Source organism: Streptomyces albospinus (assembly GCF_014648695.1).
GTDB lineage: Bacteria > Actinomycetota > Actinomycetes > Streptomycetales > Streptomycetaceae > Streptomyces > Streptomyces albospinus.
Map to the genome: position 1 here is coordinate 151,516 of NZ_BMRP01000017.1, position 24,205 is coordinate 175,720.

General features: G+C 72.4%; 23 protein-coding genes and 1 pseudogene. 9 read left to right on the top strand and 15 right to left on the bottom strand.

Annotated features, from left to right (window positions below; translation table 11 throughout):
- Positions 1-494: 494 nt before the first annotated feature.
- The 3 genes from IEZ17_RS23275 to IEZ17_RS23285 form a co-directional block, all read right to left on the bottom strand.
- Positions 495-1,529 carry an NUDIX hydrolase gene (locus IEZ17_RS23275; protein WP_189303195.1) on the bottom strand — a complete coding sequence of 345 codons (1,035 nt, stop codon included), beginning with the start codon at positions 1,527-1,529 and terminating at the stop codon, positions 495-497.
- A gap of 304 nt (positions 1,530-1,833) precedes the next feature.
- On the bottom strand, positions 1,834-3,957 hold the full coding sequence (locus IEZ17_RS23280) for a serine/threonine-protein kinase (protein ID WP_373299903.1): 2,124 nt from the start codon (positions 3,955-3,957) through the stop codon (positions 1,834-1,836).
- A gap of 107 nt (positions 3,958-4,064) precedes the next feature.
- Positions 4,065-5,021 carry an ROK family protein gene (locus IEZ17_RS23285; protein ID WP_189303197.1) on the bottom strand — a complete coding sequence of 319 codons (957 nt, stop codon included), beginning with the start codon at positions 5,019-5,021 and terminating at the stop codon, positions 4,065-4,067.
- 176 nt (positions 5,022-5,197) lie between these two features.
- Between IEZ17_RS23285 and IEZ17_RS23290 the strand changes: the two genes are divergently transcribed.
- Positions 5,198-6,238 (top strand): LacI family DNA-binding transcriptional regulator, encoded by a 1,041-nt coding sequence (locus IEZ17_RS23290; RefSeq protein WP_189303199.1) that lies wholly within the window; start codon positions 5,198-5,200, stop codon positions 6,236-6,238.
- A 144-nt stretch (positions 6,239-6,382) separates the two neighbouring features.
- Here the strand turns inward: IEZ17_RS23290 and IEZ17_RS23295 are convergent, their stop codons facing one another.
- Complete coding sequence (locus IEZ17_RS23295; RefSeq protein ID WP_189303201.1) at positions 6,383-7,666, bottom strand: DUF6986 family protein; 1,284 nt, start codon at positions 7,664-7,666, stop codon at positions 6,383-6,385.
- 206 nt (positions 7,667-7,872) lie between these two features.
- Here IEZ17_RS23295 and IEZ17_RS23300 point away from each other — a divergent pair, with 206 nt between their 5' ends.
- Together IEZ17_RS23300 and IEZ17_RS23305 are read left to right on the top strand one after the other, a co-directional pair.
- Entirely contained in the window at positions 7,873-8,391 is a 519-nt protein-coding gene (locus IEZ17_RS23300; RefSeq protein WP_189303203.1) for a DinB family protein, read from the top strand.
- Positions 8,392-8,524: 133 nt separating this feature from the next.
- Positions 8,525-8,839 (top strand): putative quinol monooxygenase, encoded by a 315-nt coding sequence (locus IEZ17_RS23305; RefSeq protein ID WP_189303205.1) that lies wholly within the window; start codon positions 8,525-8,527, stop codon positions 8,837-8,839.
- 86 nt (positions 8,840-8,925) lie between these two features.
- Here the strand turns inward: IEZ17_RS23305 and IEZ17_RS23310 are convergent, their stop codons facing one another.
- From IEZ17_RS23310 to IEZ17_RS23325, 4 genes are all read right to left on the bottom strand, one after another.
- A complete protein-coding gene (locus tag IEZ17_RS23310) occupies positions 8,926-9,888 on the bottom strand; it encodes an electron transfer flavoprotein subunit alpha/FixB family protein (protein ID WP_189303207.1) in 963 nt (320 codons plus the stop codon).
- 66 nt (positions 9,889-9,954) lie between these two features.
- Complete coding sequence (locus IEZ17_RS23315) at positions 9,955-10,743, bottom strand: electron transfer flavoprotein subunit beta/FixA family protein (protein ID WP_189303209.1); 789 nt, start codon at positions 10,741-10,743, stop codon at positions 9,955-9,957.
- 211 nt (positions 10,744-10,954) lie between these two features.
- Positions 10,955-11,461: a flavin reductase family protein gene (locus tag IEZ17_RS23320; protein ID WP_189303284.1), complete on the bottom strand. Its 507-nt coding sequence runs from the start codon at positions 11,459-11,461 to the stop codon at positions 10,955-10,957.
- Between the two features lie 225 nt (positions 11,462-11,686).
- Positions 11,687-12,106 carry a TlpA family protein disulfide reductase gene (locus tag IEZ17_RS23325; protein WP_189303211.1) on the bottom strand — a complete coding sequence of 140 codons (420 nt, stop codon included), beginning with the start codon at positions 12,104-12,106 and terminating at the stop codon, positions 11,687-11,689.
- Between the two features lie 136 nt (positions 12,107-12,242).
- On the opposite strand from IEZ17_RS23325, the gene IEZ17_RS23330 reads away from it, so the two are divergent.
- The gene (locus IEZ17_RS23330; protein ID WP_189303213.1) at positions 12,243-12,659 is read left to right on the top strand and encodes a DUF4395 domain-containing protein; all 417 of its coding nucleotides are present in this window, start codon (positions 12,243-12,245) and stop codon (positions 12,657-12,659) included.
- Positions 12,660-12,818: 159 nt separating this feature from the next.
- The gene (locus IEZ17_RS23335; RefSeq protein WP_189303215.1) at positions 12,819-13,535 is read left to right on the top strand and encodes a lysophospholipid acyltransferase family protein; all 717 of its coding nucleotides are present in this window, start codon (positions 12,819-12,821) and stop codon (positions 13,533-13,535) included.
- A 58-nt stretch (positions 13,536-13,593) separates the two neighbouring features.
- On the opposite strand, the gene IEZ17_RS23340 is transcribed toward IEZ17_RS23335, so the two are convergent.
- The 6 genes from IEZ17_RS23340 to IEZ17_RS23365 form a co-directional block, all read right to left on the bottom strand.
- Positions 13,594-14,292: a B3/B4 domain-containing protein gene (locus tag IEZ17_RS23340; RefSeq protein ID WP_189303217.1), complete on the bottom strand. Its 699-nt coding sequence runs from the start codon at positions 14,290-14,292 to the stop codon at positions 13,594-13,596.
- A gap of 11 nt (positions 14,293-14,303) precedes the next feature.
- Complete coding sequence (locus tag IEZ17_RS23345; protein ID WP_189303219.1) at positions 14,304-14,882, bottom strand: transglutaminase-like domain-containing protein; 579 nt, start codon at positions 14,880-14,882, stop codon at positions 14,304-14,306.
- Positions 14,883-14,958: 76 nt separating this feature from the next.
- Positions 14,959-15,852, bottom strand: a complete 894-nt coding sequence (locus IEZ17_RS23350; protein WP_189303221.1) for a DUF2268 domain-containing putative Zn-dependent protease — start codon at positions 15,850-15,852, stop codon at positions 14,959-14,961.
- Between the two features lie 100 nt (positions 15,853-15,952).
- On the bottom strand, positions 15,953-17,041 hold the full coding sequence (locus IEZ17_RS23355) for a threonine aldolase family protein (protein ID WP_189303223.1): 1,089 nt from the start codon (positions 17,039-17,041) through the stop codon (positions 15,953-15,955).
- Complete coding sequence (locus IEZ17_RS23360; RefSeq protein WP_189303286.1) at positions 17,020-17,781, bottom strand: SDR family NAD(P)-dependent oxidoreductase; 762 nt, start codon at positions 17,779-17,781, stop codon at positions 17,020-17,022. The genes IEZ17_RS23355 and IEZ17_RS23360 overlap by 22 nt, the downstream gene beginning before the upstream one ends.
- A gap of 59 nt (positions 17,782-17,840) precedes the next feature.
- A complete protein-coding gene (locus tag IEZ17_RS23365; protein ID WP_189303225.1) occupies positions 17,841-19,238 on the bottom strand; it encodes a DUF6421 family protein in 1,398 nt (465 codons plus the stop codon).
- A gap of 772 nt (positions 19,239-20,010) precedes the next feature.
- On the opposite strand from IEZ17_RS23365, the gene IEZ17_RS23370 reads away from it, so the two are divergent.
- Complete coding sequence (locus IEZ17_RS23370) at positions 20,011-20,694, top strand: glycerophosphodiester phosphodiesterase (protein WP_189303228.1); 684 nt, start codon at positions 20,011-20,013, stop codon at positions 20,692-20,694.
- A gap of 169 nt (positions 20,695-20,863) precedes the next feature.
- Positions 20,864-20,965 (top strand): annotated as a pseudogene (locus tag IEZ17_RS42700) (amino acid ABC transporter permease); the annotation flags it as partial.
- On the opposite strand, the gene IEZ17_RS23375 reads toward IEZ17_RS42700, so the two are convergent.
- The gene (locus IEZ17_RS23375; protein ID WP_189303230.1) at positions 20,954-21,487 is read right to left on the bottom strand and encodes a GNAT family N-acetyltransferase; all 534 of its coding nucleotides are present in this window, start codon (positions 21,485-21,487) and stop codon (positions 20,954-20,956) included. The pseudogene IEZ17_RS42700 and the gene IEZ17_RS23375 sit on opposite strands and share 12 nt — an antisense overlap.
- Before the next feature lie 145 nt (positions 21,488-21,632).
- Here IEZ17_RS23375 and IEZ17_RS23380 point away from each other — a divergent pair, with 145 nt between their 5' ends.
- Both IEZ17_RS23380 and IEZ17_RS23385 read left to right on the top strand, forming a co-directional pair.
- Complete coding sequence (locus tag IEZ17_RS23380; RefSeq protein ID WP_189303232.1) at positions 21,633-22,019, top strand: VOC family protein; 387 nt, start codon at positions 21,633-21,635, stop codon at positions 22,017-22,019.
- A gap of 163 nt (positions 22,020-22,182) precedes the next feature.
- Positions 22,183-23,718 (top strand): FAD-dependent monooxygenase, encoded by a 1,536-nt coding sequence (locus IEZ17_RS23385; RefSeq protein ID WP_189303234.1) that lies wholly within the window; start codon positions 22,183-22,185, stop codon positions 23,716-23,718.
- Positions 23,719-24,205 lie beyond the last annotated feature (487 nt).

Genomic DNA, 24,205 nt, shown 5'->3' on the forward strand with positions numbered 1-24,205 from the left:
CTGCGCTTTACGTCCTGCACACCGCCCCCTCCGGCCCGCCCCCTCCCGTGGAGGGAGGGAAGAAACGGTGGATGGAGGCTGGGCCAAGTGGTCCGGTAACGGTCTCTTCCCACACATGAACCCGCACCGTCCCACTCACGCGCACCCCTACTGGTTATTCCCACCCACAACGGGAGGGGACGGGCCGGAGGGGCAGGGTGTCCGGACGTAAAGCGAAGCAGTCCGGACACCCTGCCCCGCAGGACCGTCACCGCACCCCGACAGCCCCGCGCAGCGGACCCACCCGCCGCAGGCGCAACGGCGAGAAAGCCAACCACGCACGGCGACGCAAAGCGCAGCGGACGGGCCGCAGGCGCAACGGCGGCAAACCCCCACGGCGGGACAGCCGAAAACGTAGGGCGAGGCAAAGCGCAGCGAAGCCGCAGGCGCAAAGACAGAACCCCCACGGCGGGCCAGCCGACAACGTGGGAAGCCCAGCCAAGCGCAGCGGAACGTCACCCCACGGGAACACCGGCCTCCAGATGCAGCGGACACCCCTGTTCGCGGGCGCGCAGTGCCCAGCGGAGGCGGTTCCAGCGCACCGGTGGCAGCATCGACTCGGCCTCGGCCTCGGTGACGAAGCGCCAGTCGCGCAGTTCCGAGCCGGGCAGCAGAAGTTGGCGGATCCGGTCGCCGCTCAGCGTGCCGCCGTCGAAGAGCAGCCGCAGTCCGCCGAATCCCGGCGGTTTGGGGGCCTCCCAGTCCAGTACCAGCAGCCGTGGGGCGCGCGGGAGTTGGATGCCCAGTTCCTCGGCGACCTCCCGTACACCGGCGTGGGCGGGCGCCTCACCGGGCTCCACTATGCCGCCGGGGAACTCCCAGCCGGGCTTGTACGTCGGGTCGACGAGGAGTACCCGGTCCCGGTCGTCGAAGAGCAGCACCCCGGCGGCGAGGGTTTCCGCGGTCGGCTCGGGTGTCTGCACGATGTCGCAGGCCCCGGCCCCGGTGCGTACGGCCTCCGCGACGCGCTCCGCGGTCTGCCGGGGTGTCAGCGCCGTGGTGTCGACGACATGGGCGTCGGTCTTGAGCCAGTCCAGCGCCTGCGCGTACGGTCCCAGGTGCTCCAGGCACCAGCGCCGCACGGACGCATTGCCCTCGGCGTCACCCGGCGTCTCCTCCCGGAGCGCTATTCGCTTCCGCAGGATCGTTTCCTCCGCATGCAGCAGGACATGCCGTACGGGGATCCGGCGGGCGGCGAGGGCGCCGAAGATCTCGTCGCGGTACTCCTGGCGCAGCAGCGTCATCGGCGTCACCAGGGGGCCCGGCACCTCGGTGAGCAGGGCGGCGGCGGTGTCCACGACCATCCGCCGCCAGGACGGCAGATCCTGGTAGTCGTCGATCTCCTCGAACCGCTTGGCCGGCAGCATCAACCGCAGTCCGCTGCCGAGGAGTTCGGGGTCGTAGAGCGTGCTTCCGGGAAGCAGGTCGAGCAGTTCATGAGCCGCAGTGGTCTTGCCCGCACCGAACGTGCCGTTCAGCCAGACGATCACGGTTTCCCCTCTTCCCTAGACCCAGGTGAGTTGCCCGCAACACCCTGCCACGGAAACGCTCGGGACCACGGGCCGCGCGCATGACCGGGAGCACCGCCTGCTGAACACACCGCACGGGGGAAGCCGGTCGCGCTCTCCCCCGCCGCGAAGCCCCGGCAAACAAGCGCTCCCCAGCCCCTCCAGCACCGAAACCCCCGCCCGCTCACGGGCTCGCACCCGCCGGCGGGAGGACGGTACGCCATACAGGACGATGTTCCATGGAAGCGTCGGCCGAGGCGTTCCGGGACGCCCGGCACAGCCGGGATCAGCAGGTGCGCAGCCCGGGGACGGGCTGATCGTTCTCCCCGCCCGTCAGATAGACGACGCTCACGTAGACACCGGAATTGCCGCTGTCGTCATCGGTCTTGGCCCACCAGACGTTCGTCCACTTCCCGTATGTCTCGCGGCGGCCGAGATTCGCCTGGCAGTAGAAGTAGTTGGTGCCCGCGTTGAGGTGGCCGACCTGCTGGAAGGAGGCGGTGTACGAGGCCGCGGTACGCCACACGGCGCAGTTGGCCCTGCCTCCTGCGACGGCCGCGCACGACTGCCCCTGGGTGGGCCCACCGCCGCCGGTGGCCGCACCGCCGCCGGTGGTGGTGCCGCCACCGGAGCCGCCGGTTCCGCCGGAACCGCCGCTTCCGCCGCCCTGTGTCCCGCCGCTGAGCAGGCCGCCCATATCGCCCTGACTACCGCCCGATGCCGCGCCGCCGGTGGCCTGGCCGCCCGAACCCCCGCCCGTACCTGCGGGTTTGGAGGGCTGGGAGGACGCGCCGCCCGCGGGCCTGCCCGGGGCGGGCGGTGGGGCGCTCTGCCCTTTGCCCTTCCCGTTGACCTCGCCCTGACCGGTGGTCGCGCTCGGCTCGCCGGGCCGGCCCGGCGTGGTGGCGGGAGCCGCGGACTGCCGTCCGCCGGCCGCGGTCGTGTCGCCGGAGCCGCCGACCAGTGCGTACGTCACTCCCCCGCCGGTGGCGAGGACGGCCAGTACCGCCGCCACGGCCAGCAGCACCCGGCGGCTGCGCCGGGCGGGCAACGTTGCGGTGTCCCCCTGGGAGATGCCGCCGCGGCTGCCCGGATAGGGGTGCGGGCCGGTGGCGCCGACGAAGGGGCCGGCCACCACGCCGGGAGGGTCGTGGAAGGGGCCCTGGGCCTGGGTCTGCGCGGCGCCGGCGGACTGCTCCTGCGGTCCGGGCGCCCCTTGCCCACCCGGGCCGGAGAGCCAACTGGCCGGCGGCGCACCGGCGTTGCCGGCACCGGCGGGCGCGGCGGACGGTGCGGACGGCGCGCCATCGGGGGCCACCGCCGCCCGGATGTTGGTGGCCGTCGGCACGTAGGGGCTGCCGGGCTGCGGTGCCGGCGGCGGGGCGACGCCCGGGTCGCGGCCCTCCGCCACCGCCTCCAGCATGCTCCGCGCCTGGGCGGCGGACGGGCGGTCGGCCGGGTTCTTGGCCATCAGGGCGTACAGGACGGGCGCCAGCGGCCCGGCGCGGCGCGGCTCGGGCAGCGGTTCGGTGACGATCGCGGTCAGCGTCGAGTACACCGACGTACGGCGGAACGGGGCGCCGCCGCCCTCGACCGCCGCGTACAGCGTCATGCCCAGCGACCAGATGTCGGAGGCCGGGGAGGGGTCCATGCCCTGGGCGCGCTCGGGCGGCAAGTAGTCGAGGGAGCCGACCAGTTCGCCGCTGCGGGTGATGTTCGTGGTCGCACCGTCGCCGGGGGCCTCGATGCTGGCGATGCCGAAGTCGGTGAGGACGACCCGGCCGCTGGAGTCCAGCAGGACGTTGCCGGGCTTGACGTCGCGGTGCAGCACACCGACCTGATGGGCGGCGTCCAGCGCGTCCATCACGGCGGCGCCGATGCGGGCGATCTCGCGGGGGTCCAGGGGGCCGCGCCGGCCGATGGCGTCGTCGAGGGACGGCCCGTCCACCAGCTCCATGACGATGACCGGGCGGCCCGCCTCGTCGATGACGTCGTGGACGGTGACCACGCCGGCGTGCCGGATGCGGGCCGCGGCCCGCGCCTCGCGCTGCATACGGGTGCGCAGGTCGGCGAGTTCCGGAGCGGAGGCGTCCGTGTAGGCCCGCAGGACCTTGAGCGCGACCTCGCGGCCCAGCACCTGGTCGTCGGCGCGGCAGACCACGCCCATGCCGCCGCGGCCGATCCGGCCGGTGACGCGGTAGCGACCGCCGATCAGCCGGCCGGTCAGATCGTCGTCGGCGCCGCGCTTCGGCCCGCTGCGGGAGGCGGCACGGGGCACGCCGGGGCCGGCCCCCGCGCCCCCGCCGCCGGCCGCCGGCGGTGGCGTACCGCCCGCCTGCCCGGGACCGCTTCCGCCGCCCGCCCCATGGGGCTCCTGCGGCCCGTGCTGCTCACGCTCCCCCGATGTCACCGTCGCCGATCCCCTCGATGCCGTGTCTTCGCCCGTACGCCGTGCACGTCACGGCGTCTGCCGCGGTGGGCACCAGACTACGGGGCGGGCGGGCGCCTGTGGTGCCCTCATCGGGCAGGCGCGAACGCATCGAGACGGGACTGTTGCGCGGCGACCGCGGCGGCGCCCACCACACCGGCGTCCGTCCTCATTTGGGCGGGTACGACGGTCAGTTGGGACACGAACGACAGGGTGGCGTACTCCCGCAGAGCCGTACGCAGCGGGGCGAACAGGACCTCGCCCGCGCCCGCGACACCGCCGCCGATCACCGCGATATCGATCTCGACGAGGGTGGCGGTGGCGGCGATCCCGGCGGCCAGCGCCTGGGCGGCCCGCTCGAAGGAGCGCAGGGCGACGAGGTCGCCGGCGTGCGCCGCGGCGGCGACCGCGGCGGCGCTGGCGTCCCCGTCGGGGCCCGGCCGCCAGCCGTTGGCCAGCGCCCGGCGGGCGATGTTGGGGCCGCTGGCGATCCGCTCCACGCAGCCGCGGCCACCGCAGGGGCACGGATCGCCGTCGAGGTCGACGCTGATGTGCCCGATGTGCCCGGCGTTGCCCGTGGGGCCCGGGTGCAGCCGCCCGTTGAGCACGAGCCCGCCGCCGACTCCGGTGGAGACCACCATGCACAGCGCGTTGTCGTGGCCGCGCGCAGCACCCTGCCAATGCTCGGCGGCGGTCATCGCGACCCCGTCCCCGACCAGCGCCACCGGGCGCCCACCGACCAGCTCCCGCACTCCGGCGACCAGCGGAAAGCCGCGCCAGCCAGGGATGTTGACCGGGCTGACGGTCCCCGCGGAGGCGTCCACGGGGCCGGCGCTGCCGATGCCGACGGCGGCCACCCGCACCCAGTCCGGGCCGGCGGCCAGCTCGCGGACGACCGCGGCGACCGCACGCATCACGGTGGCCCCGTCCTGGTCCGCGGGGGTCGGCCGGGCGGCCCGTACGACCATTCTTCCGTCTGCGTCCACCAGAGCGCCGGCGATCTTCGTGCCGCCAATGTCCAAAGCTGCGCTGAGGTCCGTCTGCATCGGTGTCGAATCTCCTGGTGGGCCCGGGGGGCCGGGGGTGCCGGCCCGGCGTGAGAACGCCAGTCTTCCCCCAGTTGACAACGTTGTCTAGAGGCTATGCTCGACGCCACACGCCGAAGCGCCCCCACCGCGACCCGATGCGCCGGCCGGCGCCGACAGAAACAGGACCGCACACCGTGACCGACACCGCCCGCGGCACCTCGCATCGCTATGGCACCCGCCCCACGATGAAGGATGTCGCAGCGCGCGCCGGGGTTGGCCTCAAAACGGTGTCGAGAGTGGTCAACGGCGAACCCGGCGTCACCCCGGACACCGAACGCCGCGTCCAGGAGGCGATCACGGCCCTCGGCTTCCGGCGCAACGACTCCGCCCGGATCCTGCGCAAGGGCCGTACGGCCAGCATCGGCCTGGTCCTCGAAGACCTCGCCGACCCCTTCTACGGCCCGCTCAGCCGCGCCGTCGAGGAGGTCGCACGCAGCCACGGAGCCCTTCTGATCAACGGCTCCAGCGCCGAGGACCCGGCCCGCGAGCAGGAGTTGGTGCTCGCGCTGTGCGCCCGGCGGGTGGACGGCCTGGTCGTCATCCCGGCCGGCGACGACCACCGTTACCTGGAGCCGGAGATAGCCGCCGGGGTCGCCACCGTCTTCGTGGACCGCCCGGCCGGCCGGATCGACGCCGATGTGGTCCTCTCCGACAACTTCGGCGGCGCCCGGGACGCGGTCGCCCACCTCATCGCGCACGGCCACCGCCGGATCGGCTTCATCGGCGACCAGCCGCGCATCCACACCGCGAGGGAGCGGCTGCGCGGCTACCGCACCGCAATGGCCGCCGCCGGCCTGCCCGTTGACGACTCCTGGGTCTCGCTCGGCTCCACCGCCCCCGAGCGGGTACGGGCCGCCGCGGCGGCGATGCTGGACGCCCCGGAACCGGTCACCGCCCTGTTCGCGGGCAACAACCGCGTCACCGTCACCGCCGTCCGCGTGCTGCGCGAACGCCCGCACCCGGTCGCCCTGGTGGGCTTCGACGACTTCGAACTCGCCGATCTCGTCCGCCCCGCCATCACGGTCGTCGCCCAGGACGCCGCCCACATGGGCCGTACGGCGGCCGTCCAGCTCTTCCGCCGCCTGGACGGCGTCGACGAGACACCCCGCCGCATGGAGATACCCACCCGACTGATCCCCCGCGGCTCGGGCGAGATCCGACCGTACGAGGGGTGACGGGCCCGCTCAGGAGGAGCGGACGCGGCGGGGCGTCCGTCCCGCCGCGTCCGCCCGACCTCGCGCAGCGCCAACGCCCCGTGTGCGGCGCCCTGTTGGGGCGCCGCACACGGGGCCGGGGCGGGGGGACCGGGCGGTCCGGTGTCAGGCGGTGTGTGCCGGGCGGCCCGCCAGGGCGTCGAGGTCGGCGCGGGTCAGGCCGGTGAGGCGGGCGACCTCGTCGGTGTCGACGGCGCCGCAGTCGAGGCCGCGGAGCAGGTAGCCGCTGAGGGCCTTGGCGGTGGCGGGCTCGTCCATGACGTCGCCGCCGGCCTTGGCGACGTACGCGGCGAGACGGGCGGCGGCCTTCTCCAGGCCCTCGCGGTAGAAGGCGTAGACGGCCGCGTAGCGGGTGGGCAGGTGGCCGGGGTGCATGTCCCAGCCCTGGTAGTAGGCGCGGGCCAGGGCGCGGCGGGTGAGGCCGTAGTGCAGCCTCCAGGCGTCGTGGACCTGGGCGGTGGGGCCGACCGGCAGCACGTTGGTGGAGCCGTCGGAGACCCGTACGCCGGTGCCGGCGGCGGCGACCTGCATGACGGCCTTGGCGTGGTCGGCGGCGGGGTGGTCGCTGGCCTGGTAGGCGGCGCTGACGCCGCAGGAGGCGCTGTAGTCGAAGGTGCCGTAGTGGAGGGAGGTGGCGCGGCCCTCGGCGGCCTCGATCATGCGGGCGACGGTGGCGCGGCCGTCGGCGCCGAGGATGGACTGGGTGGTCTCGATCTGGATCTCGAAGCCGATCCGGCCGCTCTCCAGGCCGCGGGCCTTCTCGAACTCCTCCAGGAGCCGGACCATGGCGGTGACCTGCTCGGCGTAGGTCACCTTGGGGAGGGTGAGGACGAGGCCGTCGGGCAGGCCGCCGGCCTCCATGAGGCCGGTGAGGAAGATGTCCAGGGTGCGGATGCCGCGGTCGCGGACGGCGGCCTCCATGCACTTCATGCGGATGCCCATATAAGGGGCGGCGGTGCCGTTCTCATAGGCGGCGGCGACGAGGGCGGCGGCGCGGGCCGCGGCGGCGTCCTCCTCGGCGTCCGGGCGGGGGCCGTAGCCGTCCTCGAAGTCGATCCGCAGGTCCTCGACCGGCTCCCGTTCCAGCTTCGCGCGGACCCGCTCGTGGACCGGTCCGGCGAGTTCGTCCGGGATGCCGAGGACGGCGGCGAGCGCACCGGCGTCGGGGGCGTGCTCGTCGAGGGCGGCAAGGGCCGCCTCGCCCCAGGAGCGCAGGGTGTCGGCGGCGAAGACGTCGCCGGGGACGTAGACCGTGTGGACCGGCTGGCGGGTGCCGGGGTCTCCCGGGTAGCGCCGCGCCAGGTCGGCGTCCACCGCGGCGAGGGCGGCTCCGATGCCCTCGCGTACGGTGTCCGCGAGGCTCGTCGCCACGGTCTCCTGCTGCCCCATCTCGGTACCCTCCCGGTGCTTGCGCCCGACGCCGCCACCGGCGCCGCGCCTTTTCCGCTTAACGGAATCAACAATCCGTATAGCGAAGCTAACGGTGTCGCATGGCGAGGTCAACACCTCCCCGCCCGTGGCGACGCAGGCCACCGGCCCGCGCCCCGCCCGAAACTCCGTGGCGCGCCCCCGCCGGCACCGCCACAATCGCCGTCATGACGTGGACCGCACCCCAGATCGAACGCTCCGACGCCCCGGTCGCGGCGGGCGAACGGGACATGCTGCAAGGCTGGCTCGACTTCCACCGCGACACCCTGCTCGCCAAGTGCGCCGGCCTCACTCCCGAGCAGCTCGTCCGGGCGAGCAACCCGCCCTCCACCCTCACCCTGCTCGGCCTGGTGCGCCATCTGACGGAGGTCGAACGCTGGTGGTTCCGGCAGTGCTTCGCCGGTGAGCGGATCGGCAGCCTCTACTTCACCGAGGACGACCCGGACGCCGACTTCAACGGCCTCGACCCGGCCGCCGCCGAGGCCGACTTCGCCGCCTTCCGCGCCGAGACCGCCGCCTGCGACACGGTGGCCGCCGGCCGCGGGCTGGACGAGACCTTCACCACCTCCAACGGCCGCACGCTGAACCTGCGCTGGGTGTACGTCCACCTGATCGAGGAGTACGCACGGCACAACGGGCACGCCGATCTGCTGCGCCAGGGCATCGACGGCGCGACCGGCGCCTGACGGGAGGGGCCCGGCCGGGCGGGGACGGCGGACGGACCGAGGGCGAGCAGCCGATTTCCGGCCATGATCCGCAGTGCATAGGCTCGCACATATCAGCGGGATCACTCCCGTGCCGCGAACCCCAGGAGGCCCCGTGCCCGTCGTCGTTGCCACCCTCAGGACCAAGCCCGGCCGCCGCGAGGACGTCCTCGCGGCGTTCCGCCGGCACACCGCCGCCGTGCACGCCGAGCCCGGCTGCCTGCTGTACGCGGTGCACGCCGGCGACGACCGCGTCGTCGTGGTGGAGAACTGGGCCGACCAGGCCGCCCTCGACGCCCATTCGGCCGGCCCGGCGCTGGCCAAGCTGGGTGCGGAGATGGCGGACGCGCTGGCCGGACCGGCGGATGTCGCGGTGCTGGAGCCGGTGCCGGCCGGCGCTCCGGACAAGGGACAGCTGCCGCACACCTGAGCGGCACGCCCGAAGGCCCCGTACGCACCGCGCGTACGGGGCCTTCGGGCGTTCGCCGGGAGTGGGCTCCGACGGGCCGAACAGGCTCAGCCCTTGCGGGACTTGACCTCGTCGGTGAGCGCCGGGACGACGTCGAAGAGGTCGCCGACCACGCCGTAGTCGACCAGGTCGAAGATCGGCGCCTCGGCGTCCTTGTTGATGGCGACGATGGTCTTCGAGGTCTGCATACCGGCGCGGTGCTGGATCGCGCCGGAGATGCCCGCCGCGATGTACAGCTGCGGCGAGACCGACTTACCGGTCTGGCCGACCTGGTTGGTGTGCGGGTACCAGCCGGCGTCCACCGCGGCGCGCGAGGCGCCGACGGCCGCACCGAGCGAGTCGGCGAGCGCCTCGATGACCGGGAAGTTCTCGGCGCCGTTGACGCCGCGGCCACCGGAGACCACGATCGCGGCCTCGGTCAGCTCCGGGCGGCCGGTCGACTCGCGCGGGGTGCGCGAGACGATCTTGGTGCCCTTGGAGGACTCGGCGACCGTCACCGCCAGCTGCTCGACCGTACCGGCGGCCGGCGCGGCCTCCGGAGCGGCGGAGTTGGGCTTGACGGTGATGACCGGAGTGCCCTTGGAGACACGGGACTTGGTGGTGAACGACGCCGCGAAGACGGACTGCGTGGCCACCGGGCCCTCGTCGCCGGCCTCCAGGTCGACGGCGTCGGTGATGATGCCGGAGCCGATGCGGACGGCCAGGCGGGCCGCGATCTCCTTGCCCTCGGCGGAGGACGGGAGGAGGACGGCGGCCGGGGAGACCGCGTCGTAGGCGGCCTGGAGCGCGTCGACCTTGGGGGCGACCAGGTACTCGGCGAACTCCGGGGCGTCGGCGGTCAGGACCTTGACCGCGCCGTGCTGGGCGAGCACGGGAGCGGCGGTGTCCGCGCCGGCACCGAGGTGCACGGCTACCGGCTCGCCGATGCGGCGGGCCAGGGTGAGCAGTTCGAGGGTGGGCTTGCGGACGGCGCCGTCCACGTGGTCGACGTAGACAAGGACTTCAGCCATGGCGATTGCTCCTGCGGGAAAAGTGCGGGCGGAGGGAGGAAGGGAGGTTCCGGCGAACCGTCGGCCTCAGATGAACTTCTGGCCGGCCAGGAACTCGGCGAGCTGCTTGGCGCCGTCGCCCTTGTCCTCGACGATCGTGCCCGCCGTACGGGCCGGACGCTCGGCGGCCTCCTCGACCTTGGTCCAGGAGCCCTCCAGGCCGACCTCGTCCGCCTCGATGTCCAGGTCCTCCAGGTCCAGGGACTCCACCGGCTTCTTCTTGGCGGCCATGATGCCCTTGAAGGAGGGGTAGCGCGCCTCGCCCGACTGGTCGGTGACGGAGACGACGGCCGGCAGCGCGGCCTCCAGCTGCTCGCTGGCGGTGTCGCCGTCCCGGCGGCCGGTCACCTTGCCGTCGGCGACGGAGACCTCGGAGAGCTGGGTCACCTGCGGGACGCCGAGGCGCTCGGCGAGCAGCGCGGGCAGCACACCCATCGTGCCGTCGGTGGAGGCCATACCGCAGACGACGAGGTCGTAGCCGGTCTTCTCGATGGCCTTGGCGAGCACGAGCGAGGTGCCGAGCGCGTCGGTGCCGTGGAGGTCGTCGTCCTCGACGTGGACGGCCTTGTCGGCACCCATCGACAGCGCCTTGCGCAGGGCGTCGTTGGCGTCCTCGGGACCGACGGTCAGGACCGTGATCTCCGCCTCGTCGTCGTTGGCCTCCTTGATCTGGAGGGCCTGCTCGACGGCGTACTCGTCGAGCTCCGAGAGGAGGCCGTCAACGTCGTCGCGGTCGACGGTCAGGTCCTCGGCGAAGTGCCGGTCGCCGGTGGCGTCGGGCACGTACTTCACACAGACAACGATCCTCAAGCTCACGCCGGCTCTCCTACCTGCTCGTCTCTTCAGAACTGCCTTGTGCTGGCAGCATAGGCGCCTCTTGGGGCGGCTCCCGGTCGGATGCGACTCCCCGCGCCGACCGTCATATTACTCGCCAGTACATCCAGTCTGTCGCCCCGAATCAAGGCCGTCGAAATGTGACCTTGCCAACGGCCCCGACCGGGCGACGGAGCAGGTGGACGGGAACCCGTCAGTCGCGCAGCGCGTGGAAGCGGCCCTGGTGGTAGAGGAGCGGACGGCCCGGCACCGCGGGGTCGCCGACGACCGGCTGGGCGAGCACGATCCGGTGGTCGCCGGCCGGCACCCGCGCCACGACCCGGCACACCAGCCAGGCCAGTACGCCGTCCAGCAGGGGCACGCCCTCCGGTCCCGTACGCCAGGACGTGGCCGGGCCGAAGCGGTCCGCGCCGCTGCGGGCGAAGGTGGCGGCCAGCTCCTCCTGGTGCTCGCCGAGTATGTGGACGCCTATGTGCTCGGCCTCGGCGACGGCCGGCCAGCTGGAGGCGCCGGTGCCGATGCCAAAGGAGAGCAGCGGCGGTTCGGCGGCGACGGAGGTGAGGGAGGTGGCGGTGAAGCCGACCGGGCGGGAGCCGTGCGCGGTGATCACCGCGACGCCCGCGGCGTGCTGCCGGAAGACGGAGCGCAGGAGTTCGGGGGAGGCGGTGCGGGGCGTGCCGAGGTCGGGCGAGGCCGTCATGGAGTTGTCCTTCTGCTGTGGGCTACGAGCCGAGGCGGGACCGCCGGCGGCCGTACGGCGGCCGGGAGCGGTGGAGTCGTCGCTGCTCACACGCGGGGACAGCGCGCGCTGGCGGTCCGCAGAAGGTCGACATGCGCGCGTCCGTAAAGAAGGATTCCAGGCCGCATAACGTCAGACTGACGATGCGTGACCCGCAGCGTCAAGTGGCGCCCGGCATCTGGGAGATCAATCACGGATGGCCGCGCCCAGCGCCGCGATGATGTCCGCCTTGCGGGGCTGGCCCGAGGCGCGGCGGACCACCGCACCGTGCGCGTCGAGCACCAGCACCGTCGGCGTCCGCAGGATGTTCAGGCTCCGAACGAGTTCCAGGCGGTCCTCCGCGTCGATCTCGACGTGGGCCACCCCGTCGACCATGCCGGCCACCTCGCCGAGCGTGCGCCGGGTGGCGCGGCAGGGCTGGCAGAAGGCGCTGGAGAACTGGAGCAGGGTCGCCCGCTCCCCCAGCTCCGCGCCGATCTCGGCGGCACCCAGCCGCGCCCCGTCGTCCCGCTTGCGCACCGTCAGCCTCCCGTTGCGGCGTTGGTGCAGCAGGCCGAAGACGCTCGCCGCCGCGAGCACCGCGATGCACACCATGAGTCCCGTCATCTCAGGATGCAGCATTCACGAGACCGCAAAGATTCCCGGGGCCCTACCGGCGCCGTTCCGGGGGAAGCTGTTCCGCGGACGCCGCGCACCGCACAGAGTGCGGACCGGCGCGGCGCGTTCCGGGAAGGAGACGGTCATGGCGGGCGGCAGGGTCGACGTACGGGGTCCGCGGTTCGGGGCGGTGCTGACGAGCGCCGTGTTGGCCGCGGTGCTCATCAGCGGGAGCGGGTGGCTGCTGGCCTTCCAGGCGGTGGTGTTCGCCGTCGGCGCGGCGGCCGGGGTCCAGCGGTCGCCGTACGGCTGGCTGTTCAGGGTGGCGGTACAGCCGCGGCTGTCCCCGCCGGGCGCATTCGAGGATGCCGCTCCGCCCCGATTCGCCCAGACCGTTGGGCTGTTTTTCGCCATTGTCGGGCTGGCCGGCTATGTCCTGGGGCCGCAGTGGCTGGGACCGGCGGCCACCGCCTGCGCCCTCGCGGCGGCCTTCCTCAACGCGGTGTTCGGGTACTGCCTGGGGTGCGAGGTGTACCTTCTCCTGCGGAGGGCGGCCGGCTGAGGCGCGCCCCCACGTGACGAGAATCTCCCGCCCGCAAGGGCCCAGCCGCTGGCCGCCTGGGCAGACATCGGGCACGATCTCCCGGAGCCGCATAGTTACGGCTGCGTAGGTTTCCGCCGGGAGAACCCTCCCCAGGCACAGAAAAGGGGTCCCCCGGACATGGCAGAGCTCGTCTATCCGCCCGTCATCGGCGCCGCCCGCACGCTCTTCAAGGCGCTCGACCTGAAGTTCGACATCGCGGGCACGGAGAACATTCCGCGGCGCGGCGGGGCGGTGCTGGTGAGCAATCACATCGGGTATCTGGACTTCGTCTTCTGCGGTTACGCCGCGCGGCCGGCCAAGCGGCTGGTGCGGTTCATGGCGAAGGAGGCGGTCTTCCGGCACAAGGTGTCGGGACCGCTGATGCGCGCGATGAAGCACATCCCGGTCGACCGGGCGCAGGGCATGCACGCCTACAAGCACGCGCTGAGCGCGCTGCGTTCGGGCGAGATCATCGGAGTCTTCCCCGAGGCGACGATCTCCGAGTCCTTCACCCTGAAGAACTTCAAGTCGGGCGCGGCCCGGCTGGCCCAGGAAGCCGGTGTTCCGCTGCTTCCGATGGCACTGTGGGGCACCCAGCGACTGTGGACCAAGGGCCACAAGCGCGATCTGGGGCGCAACCACATCCCGATAACGATCCGGGTCGGCGAGCCGGTCGAGGCGGACCCGGCCGACCAGGCGGAGAAGATCACCGACCGGCTGCGGTCCCGCGTCCAGGACCTGCTGGAGGCGGCCCAGCGCGCCTACCCGGTACGCCCCAAGGGCCCCGAGGACACCTGGTGGGTCCCGGCCCACCTGGGCGGCACGGCGCCGGCGGCCCCCGGAAGCCTCGCCTGACGGGAGCGCTCCGGGACGCCCCCGGCAGCCTCCGACGGCCGGCCGGGGCCGCCCCGGATCACCGGGGCCGGATGTCCCCGACCTCGATACGGGCCTCCGGGCACGCCTTCTGCAACGCCTCGGCGAGCTCGGCGCCCGCGGCCGTCAGCTCGTCGAGCGTCATCGGCGCCATCCGCTCCAGCAGGAACAGCGCATTCACCGACTCCTCGGTGAGGCGGGTCCGCACCCCCTGCCGCCAGTTCCAGCGCCGGCAGGTGACGCCCTCGTCGTCGCACCACACCACCTCGCCGGCATCCGGGTGCTCGACGGTCTCGGCGCCGCCCGCCGCGATCGCGAACGGCTCCTCCCCCGTGGCCCGTACGAGCCGCATGCCGCCCTGGATGCGGTCCAGGTCCTCGCCGCCCACCGGGATGAGATGGGCGACGCTGATCGCGTTGTAGATGTCGACCAGGCGGTTGATGCGCGGCAGCCCGCCGTCCGCGAGGGCGCGCCTGGCCAGCGCCTCAGCGGAGTTGCGGGTGCGGGAGGGCTTGCAGCCGAAGGCGCTGTACGCGGCGCGCCAGGCGGCGATGTGCGGATCGTCCTGCGGCGCGCGAGTGCCGAGCCGCTCGGCGAGCCGGCGGCCGGCCTCCTCCAGGAGTCCCGAACTGATGTCGTCGCTCGGCCCGTTGGTCAGGCCGTGCGCTTCCACCGTGAGGTAGGCGAAGCCGGGAGCGAGGGCGCGGACCTCGTCGGACACGTACAGGGGGCGGGGCATGGGGCCGTACCTCAGAGTTCGGTAGGGAGCAGCTTCCAGAGGTGGGGCCGGTCGACGGCCTCCCGGAGGCATTGGAGCACGGCAGGGTGCGGTTCAGCAAACAGCACCGGATAGTCCACTTCATTGCACTCCGGTCGCACCGGAAACGCGATCTGCTCCCGATCCGTCCGGAACTCCGCGGCGGCACCCGGCTCACCTCCCCGCGGATCCTGCCGCACCCAGCGCTCCGCCCCCGGCAGCCGGACCGCCACGAGACCGTGGACGACCTCGAACTTCTGATAGCACAGCGCCGCCGGAATCCCCTCCGCACGCAGCAGCGCGACCAGCGCATGCGCCTTGGCGCAGCAGATCCCGGTCCGCTTCTCCAGCACATCGGAGGCCCGCCAGGTCACCCGCGGATCGCTGGTGTCGGCGGAGTGCGGAATGCGATCACGGACGAACTCAAAGGCCGCCTTGGCGTATGCATATGCATCAGCGACCGCGGCGGACAGCTCCGCCGCGGTCGCCCGGACGAGCGGATGCCCGTGGTCGATGGCCTCGGATTCCGCCAAGTAGGCAGAAATTTCAGGGGCGTTCTGGATCAGCTCCATGAGGCGGAGCGTAGCCAGACCATACCCGAAGGTCAATATTCATTCGATATGGCGTATCTTCACGCATACCTCGCGGTTACGCGGTGGTCGGTACGCCTGCATTGGCGAGGATCTCGCGCGGCGGCAGGGCGACGCTCTGTGCGGCGGTCAGACCGGTTGCCGCCAGGTGGGCGTCGACGATGCGCAGCCCCACCCCGTATCCGGCGAAGTGCGGTAGTCCCACGGTCGGTTGCCCCATGCGCTCCGCGCTGGTGTCGCCGAGGATGTACCCGGTCAGGTGGTGCATCCCGGCCAGGTCGATGTCGCCGGTGATCTTTTCGTAGGCGCTGTCCAGATCGGCACCGGTCAGCGCGCGCGACCACGGGCCCATGGCCTGCTCACCGGCCAGTTCCCGGACGAACGCCTCGGCCAGCCCCTCGGCGACGACCCATTCACCGAGCGTGACGGTCATCGGGTTCCAGGTCACGTTCGCGTAGCGCACGTTGTGGTGGAGCTCGTGCGCGGCGGCGTGGCCGATCTTCTCCAGGGCCATGTCGGTGGGCCACATCACCAGTTGGATCGCGCCCGGGATGCCGCCCCAGCCGAAGTATCCGGCGCTGCGGACCATCAGGTGGTCGTCGTCGGGGTTGCCGAGCACCAGGACGACGTGGACGGTCTCGGCGTGCTCGACGGCGGGCGCCGTGCTGCTGATCCGCTCCCACGCCGTGGCGAGAGAGTCCTCGATCCGGTTCCACACGCCCGCCTCCTGCATCTGGTGCAGGGCAGTCAGGTAGCGGGGATCGTCACGGTCGAGCCGGAAGCCGCTGCCCAGGCTCTGGTGCCCCTGGACCAGGTCCAGATCACCCATCACCTTGGACATCACGCCGTGCAGGGGGTCGAGCATGTCGCGCAGGGCCTCGGGCCGCTCCTCCAGGGGACGGCGGAGGAGGTCGAGCATGGCGGTCGCGGTGTCGTGCACAACAATCTTCATGTCCCGGGACCGTAGGGCCTCCGGTTACCGGAGGGTCAAGCGCAGCCGGCCGTCGCGGGCGGCGGGAAGCCGGGCAGGTCCGGCTCCCCGCCGTCGGCCGCTACCGCCCCATCTCCTCCCGCAGCGCCGCCAGGAAGCCGTCGACGTCGTCCTCCGTGGTGTCGAACGAGCACATCCAGCGGACGTCGCCGGCCCGTTCGTCCCAGAAGTAGAAGCGGTAGCGCTTCTGGAGACGTTCGCTGACGTCGTGCGGGAGGCGGGCGAAGACCGCGTTGGACTGGACGGGGTGGAGGATCTCCACGCCGGGGATCTCGCGGACTCCGGTGGCCAGCCGCTGGGCCATGGTGTTGGCGTGGCGGGCGTTGCGGAGCCAGAGGTCCTTGGCGAGGAGCGCCTCCAGCTGGACGGAGACGAAGCGCATCTTGGACGCGAGCTGCATCGACAGCTTGCGGAGGTGCTTCATCGCCCGGACCGCGTCGGGGTTGAGGACGATGACCGCCTCGCCGAAGACGGCGCCGTTCTTGGTGCCTCCGTACGAGAGGATGTCGACGCCGACGGCGTTGGTGAAGGCGCGCATCGGGACGTCGAGGAAGGCGGCGGCGTTGGTGATGCGGGAGCCGTCGAGGTGGACGAGCATGCCCCGTTCATGGGCGTGGTCGCAGATCGCCCGGATCTCTTCGGGGGTGTAGACCGTGCCGAGTTCGGTGCTCTGGGTGATCGAGACGACCTGCGGCATGGCGCGGTGCTCGTCGTCCCAGCCGCGGGCCTCGCGGTCGATGAGGTCGGGGGTGAGCTTGCCGTCGGGGGTGGGGACGGTGAGGAGCTTGAGGCCGCCGACGCGTTCCGGGGCGCCGCATTCGTCCACGTGGATGTGGGCCGTGTCGGCGGCGATCACCGCGCCCCAGCGGTCGGTGACCGCCTGGAGCGCGACGACGTTGGCGCCGGTGCCGTTGAAGACCGGGAAGGCCTCCGCGCGCTGCCCGAAGTGGCTGCGGACGACGCGCTGGAGGTGTGCCGTGTAGTCGTCCTCGCCGTAGGCGATCTGGTGGCCGCCGTTGGCGAGGGCGAGCGCGGCGAGGATCTCCGGATGCGCCCCGGAGTAGTTGTCGCTGGCGAAGCCGCGTATCTGGGGGTCGTGGTGCTGCCGGGCGTCGGTCTTCGCTCCGGTCACGGCTTGGGGGTCAGCCACAGACGCTGTCCATTCACTTCCTGGGCGGGCCGGCTCCAGACTCCGGCGATGGCCTCGGCCAGCTCCTTGACGTCGGTGAAGCCCGCGAACTTGGCGTTCGGTCGCTCGGCGCGCATCTGGTCGTTGACGAGCGCCTTCACGATCAGGATGGCAGCCGCGGCGCGTGGCCCCTGCTCACCCCCTGACTTGCGGAAACCGTCCGCCATGGCGAGCGTCCATGCCTCGGCGGCGGCCTTGGCCGCGGCATAGGCGGCATTGCCCCCGGTGGGCTTGCCGGCGCCGGCCGCACTGGTCAGCAGGAAGCGGCCGTTGCCGCTGCGTTCGAGGGCTTCGTTGAAGGCGAGGGAGGTGTGCTGGACGGTGCGGACGAGGAGCTTGTGGAGGACGTCCCAGTCCGCGAGGTCGGTCTCGGCGAACGTCGAGGAGCCGCGCCAGCCGCCCACGAGGTGCACCAGGCCGTCGACCCGGCCGAACTCCTTCTCCGTACGGGCCGCCCATTCACGGGTCTGGTCGATGTCGAGGAGGTCCACGGTGTCGCCGATGACGGTGGCGCCGCCGTGTGCGTAGCGGGCCGCGTCGACGGCCTCCGCGAGCCGTTCCGCGTTGGAGTCCGAGCCGACCACCACCGCGCCCGCCTCGGCCAGCCGCAGCAGGGTGGCACGGCCTGCCGGGCCGGCCGCTCCGGCCACCGCAATGACCGCACCGTCCAGCGGCCCCTGGCCGCCCGTCGAAGTAACCATCTCCGTCGCCTCCTCGTCCTGCCCCTGGACGGCCGTCCGCCGGGTCTTCCGGTCGGTCTTCACGCCGCCGCCAGCGAGTCACTGTGGGCCGTGATGCCCTTGGTCGATGCGATCACAGCACGCAGCTTCTTGGCGAGCGCCTCGTAGAACATGCTCAGCGGGAACTCGTCGGGAAGCACGTCATCCACGAGTTTGCGCGGCGGCTGGTCCAGGTCGAGGGCGTCCGGCCCCTTGGCCCAGACCGAGCCCGGGTGCGGAGCGAGGTAGGTCGAGACGAGGTCGTAGGCGGCGAACCAGTGGACCAGCTTGGGCCGGTCGATGCCGTCGCGGTAGAGCTGTTCGATCTCGCCGCACAGCTGGTTGGTGACCTTGGGCGCCCGCTCCCAGTCGATGTGCAGTGTGTTGTCCGTCCAGCGTACGACGTCGTGCTTGTGGAGGTACGCGAAGAGCAGCTGGCCGCCGAGGCCGTCGTAATTGCGCACCCGGTCGCCGGTGACGGGGAACCGGAACATCCGGTCGAAGATCACCGCGAACTGCACATCGCGCGCCTGCGGGTAGCCCTCGGCCTCCAGCTTGACAGCTTCCCTGAAAGCGGTGAGATCGCAGCGCAGTTCCTCCAGGCCGTACATCCAGAACGGCTGGCGCTGCTTGATCATGAACGGGTCGAAGGGCAGGTCACCGTGGCTGTGGGTGCGGTCGTGGACCATGTCCCACAGGACGAACGCCTGCTGGCAGCGCTCCTGGTCGCCGATCAACGCCGCGATGTCCGACGGGAGTTGCACGCCGAGGGTCTCGACGGCGGCCTCGGTGACGCGGCGGAAGCGGGCGGCCTCGCGGTCGCAGAAGATGCCGCCCCAGCTGAACCGCTCGGGGGCCTCGCGGACCGCGATGGTCTCCGGGAACAGCACGGCGGAGTTGGTGTCGTAGCCGGCCGTGAAGTCCTCGAAGGTGATGCCGCAGAAGAGGGGGTTGTCGTAGCGGGTGCGCTCCAGCTCGGCGAGCCACTCCGGCCAGACCATCCGCAGGACGACGGCCTCGAAGTTCCGGTTCGGGTTGCCGTTCTGCGTGTACATGGGGAACACGACGAGGTGCTGGAGGCCGTCGGCCCGCTGCCGGGCGGGCTGGAAGGCGAGCAGCGAGTCGAGGAAGTCGGGTACGCCGAAGCCGGCGTCGGCCCAGCGGCGCAGATCGGCGACGAGCGCCTGGTGGTAGACGGCGTCGTGCGGCAGCAGCGGGGAGAGTTCACCGACGGCCGCGACGACCCGCCCGACCTCCTCGCGGACGGCCTCGGCGCGCGGCGCGCCGTCCGCCGCGAGGTCGATCGAGCCGTCCTTGGACTGCCACGGGCGGATGGTTTCGATGGCGTCCTTGAGCACAGGCCACGCCGGGTGCGCGACCACACGTTCGAGGGTCGTGGGGCTGCCCTGGACACCCAAAGGCGAAAGAATTTCCGTCATGACTGCCCTCCGGCGGTAGATCGTCCTGTCAGGACACCGTAACCAGCCGAGGATCGCCCGTTCAAGTGGGGTCGGTGAAAATTATTCTGTTCGGACCCCACGGTCACGCTTAATTTTCCTGTGGGTGGAGCTTTTCGCAACACTTACTGCCAGCAGAGCCATGACTTCCCGCGCTTCCTCCGGTGCACATGACAGTTACGCGAAGCCGTGGTAAGGGACGGGGCAGCTCCACCGAAGACCGGACGACCGGAACCTCGGCCTCCCCCGGAGGGGATCGCAGCCGGGGCCGGGAAGACACCGCGCAGGGCACCACGCGGGGCCGGGAGTGCGGGGCGAGGCGGTCCGGGTGCGGGCGGGGGCAGGGTCATGCCCGGTGCCCGGGGACGCCGTCCGTCGAGCGGGCACGGGCGCACGGTGAAATACGGCCGGGCCTTCTCGCCCCAGCGGCGGACGGTGCGGTCAACTCGCCGTGGAATTCGGGCTGTTCGCACCGCGGGGCGCCCGTAGCCGAGGCGGATGCTGCGGGTGCGGGCCGCAACCCGGGCCGCACCGGCCCGGCTCCCGGTGCCGGGGCCCGGAGCCGGGCCGAGGTCGGCCGGCGGTGCGTAGCCGGGGGAATACGGGGGCACTCGTACGGGCTAGGAGGCACTTGTCCCTACGGTGCTGCCGCTCGTGAACGGATTAGGCTGTGGGCCATTTCGGGCAGCAGATCACCGGCGGCCGACACGTGCACGGAGCCGACAGCAACCGAGCCGACAGAATCGAGGCAGCCTTGACCTTTCTCACCATCGGGCACCGCGGGATGATGGGTGTGGAGCCGGAGAACACTCTCCGCTCCTTCGTACGCGCCGAACGCGAGGGCGTCGATGTCATCGAGCTGGACCTGCACCTGAGCAAGGACGGCGCGCTCGTGGTGATGCATGACGCGGATGTGGACCGGACGACCGACGGCACCGGCCCGATCGTGGAGCGCACCCTCGCCGAGCTGCGCGAGCTGGACGCCGGGCTGGGCGAGCGGATTCCCGTCTTCGAGGAGGTCGTGGACGCGGTCCGCGCACCGCTCCAGGCGGAGATCAAGGACGTGGCGGCGGCGCAGGCGGTGGCCGAGGTGGTGCGGACGCGTGATCTGGCCGGCCGGGTGGAGGTGATCTCCTTCCACGACGAGGCGCTGGCGGCGATCCGCACGCTGCTGCCGGGGGTGCGGACGGCGCTGGTGGGCGACCGGTACGGCGCCGATGTCGTGGACCGCGCGAAGGCGGTCGGTGCGGGCACGCTGTCGCTGAACATCCGGCGGCTCACCCTCGAACTGGTCGAGCGGGCGCATGCCGCGCAGCTGAAGGTGCTGGGCTGGACGGTCAACACCCACGATCAGCTGCGGCTGGCGCGCGGCCTGGGGCTGGCGGGCGTGGTGACCGATCAGCCGGAGATCCGGCGGGCGGTGCGCTTCACGGCCTGAGGCGCTGCGGCGGTCGGGGGGCAGGGGCGGCCGGGGCATGCGCAGCAGAGCGGAAATCCGCAGTGCACAGCCGCACAACGCGCTTCCACCATAGGGACGTTCGGCCCGGTGATCTCGTCAGGCGGCCCGCTGCGCCGTCCGTCTCCGGGCATGCGCCCGCCCCCTCGCCCCGTACGTCGTGGCCGGCCTGGTCTTCGCGGCGCCGACGATTCGGCCGACCCGCTTCACGGACCGGGTCACGGCCCGTATGGACCGCCGGTCAGCCGAGGGGCTTGACCAGCAGCTCGAACTCCAGGTCCGCGCGCTGCGGGATGCCGAACCGCTCGTCGCCGTACGGGAACGGGCTGAGCTCACCGGTGCGGCGGTAGCCGCGGCGCTCGTACCAGGCGATCAGCTCGGCGCGCTGCCGGATGACGGTCATCCGCATCTCCGGGGCGCCCCAGGTGGCCAGCGCGGTGCGCTCGGCCTCGGCGATGATCACCTTGCCGAGGCCGCCGCCCTGGAGGGTGGGGCGCACCGCGAACATCCCGAAGTAGGTGTGGTCCCCGCGGTGGTCGAGCTGGCAGCAGGCCACCAGTTCGCCGTCCTGCTCGGCGATCAGCAGCCGGCCGTCCTTCTTGCGCACCACCTCGGCGACGCCGTCCGGGTCCGTGCGCTGCCCCTGGAGGAGGTCCGCCTCGGTCGTCCAGCCGGCCCTGCTGGTGTCCCCGCGGTACGCCGATTCGATGAGCTCGACGAGGCCGGGTATGTCGGCGTCGGTGGCGGTGCGGAAGGTCAGCCGGCTGCTGGGCATGATGCGCGGGGTCCTCTCGGGCCGTACGAATGACTGTCGGGAGGCTAACAAGAGGGGGGCTCGGGATGTCAGGGGCTTTCGCCCTTCGGACCGGGCGGTGCGCCGCGGCGGGGCGCGCCCGGTCGCGCGGCGTAGGGTCCGTGCCATGGTGCAGGTACTGAGCAGCAGGGTGCTGGTGCGGCCGAGCGATCCGGAGCGGTCGCGGGCGTTCTACGGCGAGGCACTGGGGCTGGCCGTCTACCGGGAATTCGGTACGGGCCCGGAGCGCGGCACGGTGTACTTCCTCGGCGGGGGCTTCCTGGAGGTCTCCGGCCGGGCCACCGGTGCGGCCACGCCGACCCTCCAGCTGTGGCTCCAGGTCGCGGACGCGGCGCGGGCGCACGAGGAGCTGGTGGCGCACGGGGTGGAGGTGCTGCGGCCGCCCGTACGGGAGCCGTGGGGACTGATCGAGATGTGGATCGCCGATCCGGACGGGCACAACGTCGTCATCGTGGAGGTCCCGGCGGATCACCCGCTGCGCTACCGGCCCTGATGTCCGCCCCGGTGTCCCCTGGCGGACTCCGGGCCGGAGCGGGCCCGGGACGGTCCTGGCGACGGTCCTGATCAGGGCCTGCGGCCGGGGTTGCGCCCGGTGCAACTACGGCCTGCACAGCGGGAACTGGTGGGGAATACCGGTGGCGGCTAGCGTCGCGCCCATGGGAAATTCCGAACACCTCGGCAGGGAACACTTCGGCGTTGTCATCGCGGGCGGCGGTCCCGTCGGGCTGCTGCTGGCCGGTGAGTTGCGTCTCCACGGAATCGCGACGCTGGTCCTGGAGCAGGCTCCGCAGGGGCAGGGCGAACCGCGGACCCTGAGCCTGCACGCGCGCACCCTGGAATCCCTGGACCGGCGCGGCCTGTTGACCGACTTCACCGCCGCCCAGGACAGCGTTCCGGGCCTGGCGGACTACCGCCGGCAGCTCAACGACCACGGCGCGCGCGGCCACTTCGCCGGCATATACCAACTGGGCCGGAACGCAGCGGAGGCCGAGCAGCCGCACGGTCTGACACTCCCCCGCGAGGTCGTCAAGGAACTGCTCGGCAAGCGCGCCGAGGGCCTGGGGGCCGTCGTCCGCCACGGCCAGGAGGTCACCGGCCTGGAACAGGACGGGGACGGGGTGACGGTCACCGTCCGTACAGAGGACGGCAGTTACCCGGTGCGCGCGGACTTTCTGGTCGGCTGCGACGGCGGACGCAGCACCGTCCGCAAGAGCGCCGGTATCGCATTCCCGGGAACGGGGCCGTCGGTGGTGGCCCGGATGGGCCGTGCGGTATTCGAGGTCGAGGGCGGCGGCGAGTTGCCGATCGGTTGGGAGCGGACCGACGGGGGCTGGTACATGCGGATGCCCGACGGGCGGGTCGCGGTCACCGAATGGGAGGTGCCGGATGATCTGGAGAGCCCGGTGACGGTCGCGGAGCTGGCCGAGAGCATTCACCGGGTCACCGGCCTGCGGGTGACGCTCTCCGATCCGGAATATGTCACGCGCTTCACCGACAGCGCCCGGCAGGCGAGCAGCTATCGCGCCGGGCGGGTGCTGCTGGCCGGGGACGCGGCGCACGTGCATTTCCCCGCCGGGGGCCAGGGCGTGAATCTCGGAATGCAGGACGCGTTCAATCTGGGCTGGAAGCTGGCCGCGGAATGCCGGGGCGGCGCCCCGGAGGGGCTGCTGGACAGCTACGGCGCGGAGCGGCATCCGGTCGCCGCGCGGGTGCTGCACAACACCCGGGCGCAGGTGGCGCTGATGCGGCCGGGGCCGCAGGTCGACGCGTTGCGCGAGATGTTCGTCGACCTGATGGGCATCGACGGGGTCAACACCTATCTCAGCGAGATCATTTACGGCACGGGCATCCGTTACGGCAGTGCGCCGGACGACCACCCGCTGGTGGGGACGTTCGCCCGCGACCTCCCGTTGACGACACCGGGCGGGCCGACCCGGCTGGCCGAACTCCTCCGCTCCGGGCGCCCGTTGCTGCTGGGGCTCAACGGCGGCGGGTCCGCGGTGCTCGACGCCGCCGCGCCCTGGTCGGACCGGGTCGAGAGGGTGCGGGCCGAGGCCGAGCGGCCGTATGCCACAGCGCTGCTGGTGCGCCCGGACGGCTATACGGCGTGGGCCGCCGAGGGTGCCGTGGACACGCGGTCGCTGCGGGCCGCGCTCACCGCGTGGTGCGGGCCGGAGCGCGCGGCGGGCTGACCGATCGGCGCGCCATCGCGGGAGAACCGGGTGCCGCCGCCGATGCAGCCGGGCGCCGGCGGTGACGCCGCGCCCGGCTCCGTACGGGAAGCGCACGGCTCTTCGGCCGCTCCCACGGGCCGCACCTCGAGCGTGTGCCGGGCGAACCCTGTCAAGCCGTTCCGCATTCCTCAACCCGGCTGACAGCAGAGGAAGTTGCGCACTGCTGGAGAATTGCCCGGAGGTAGCCGGAACCCCGGTCGCCGGGGTTCTCCGCCGCGGATATGCCACGCGTCGGCCGTGTGCGGGCGGCTGCTCTTCGGCCGCCGTCTCACCACCGTGTGCCGGGGCGCCCTCGCGTCGCGCTCGCGCCCGGCTCACGCACTCCGCACTCCCTGCGCTCCCCCGTTGCGCCCGTGCGCTCCCGTGTGCCGGGGCCCGGACGGGCAGTCTGCGGGCGTACCTCACCGACCCTCGCGATCCGGCCGTGATCGCGTTCCGCACGGAC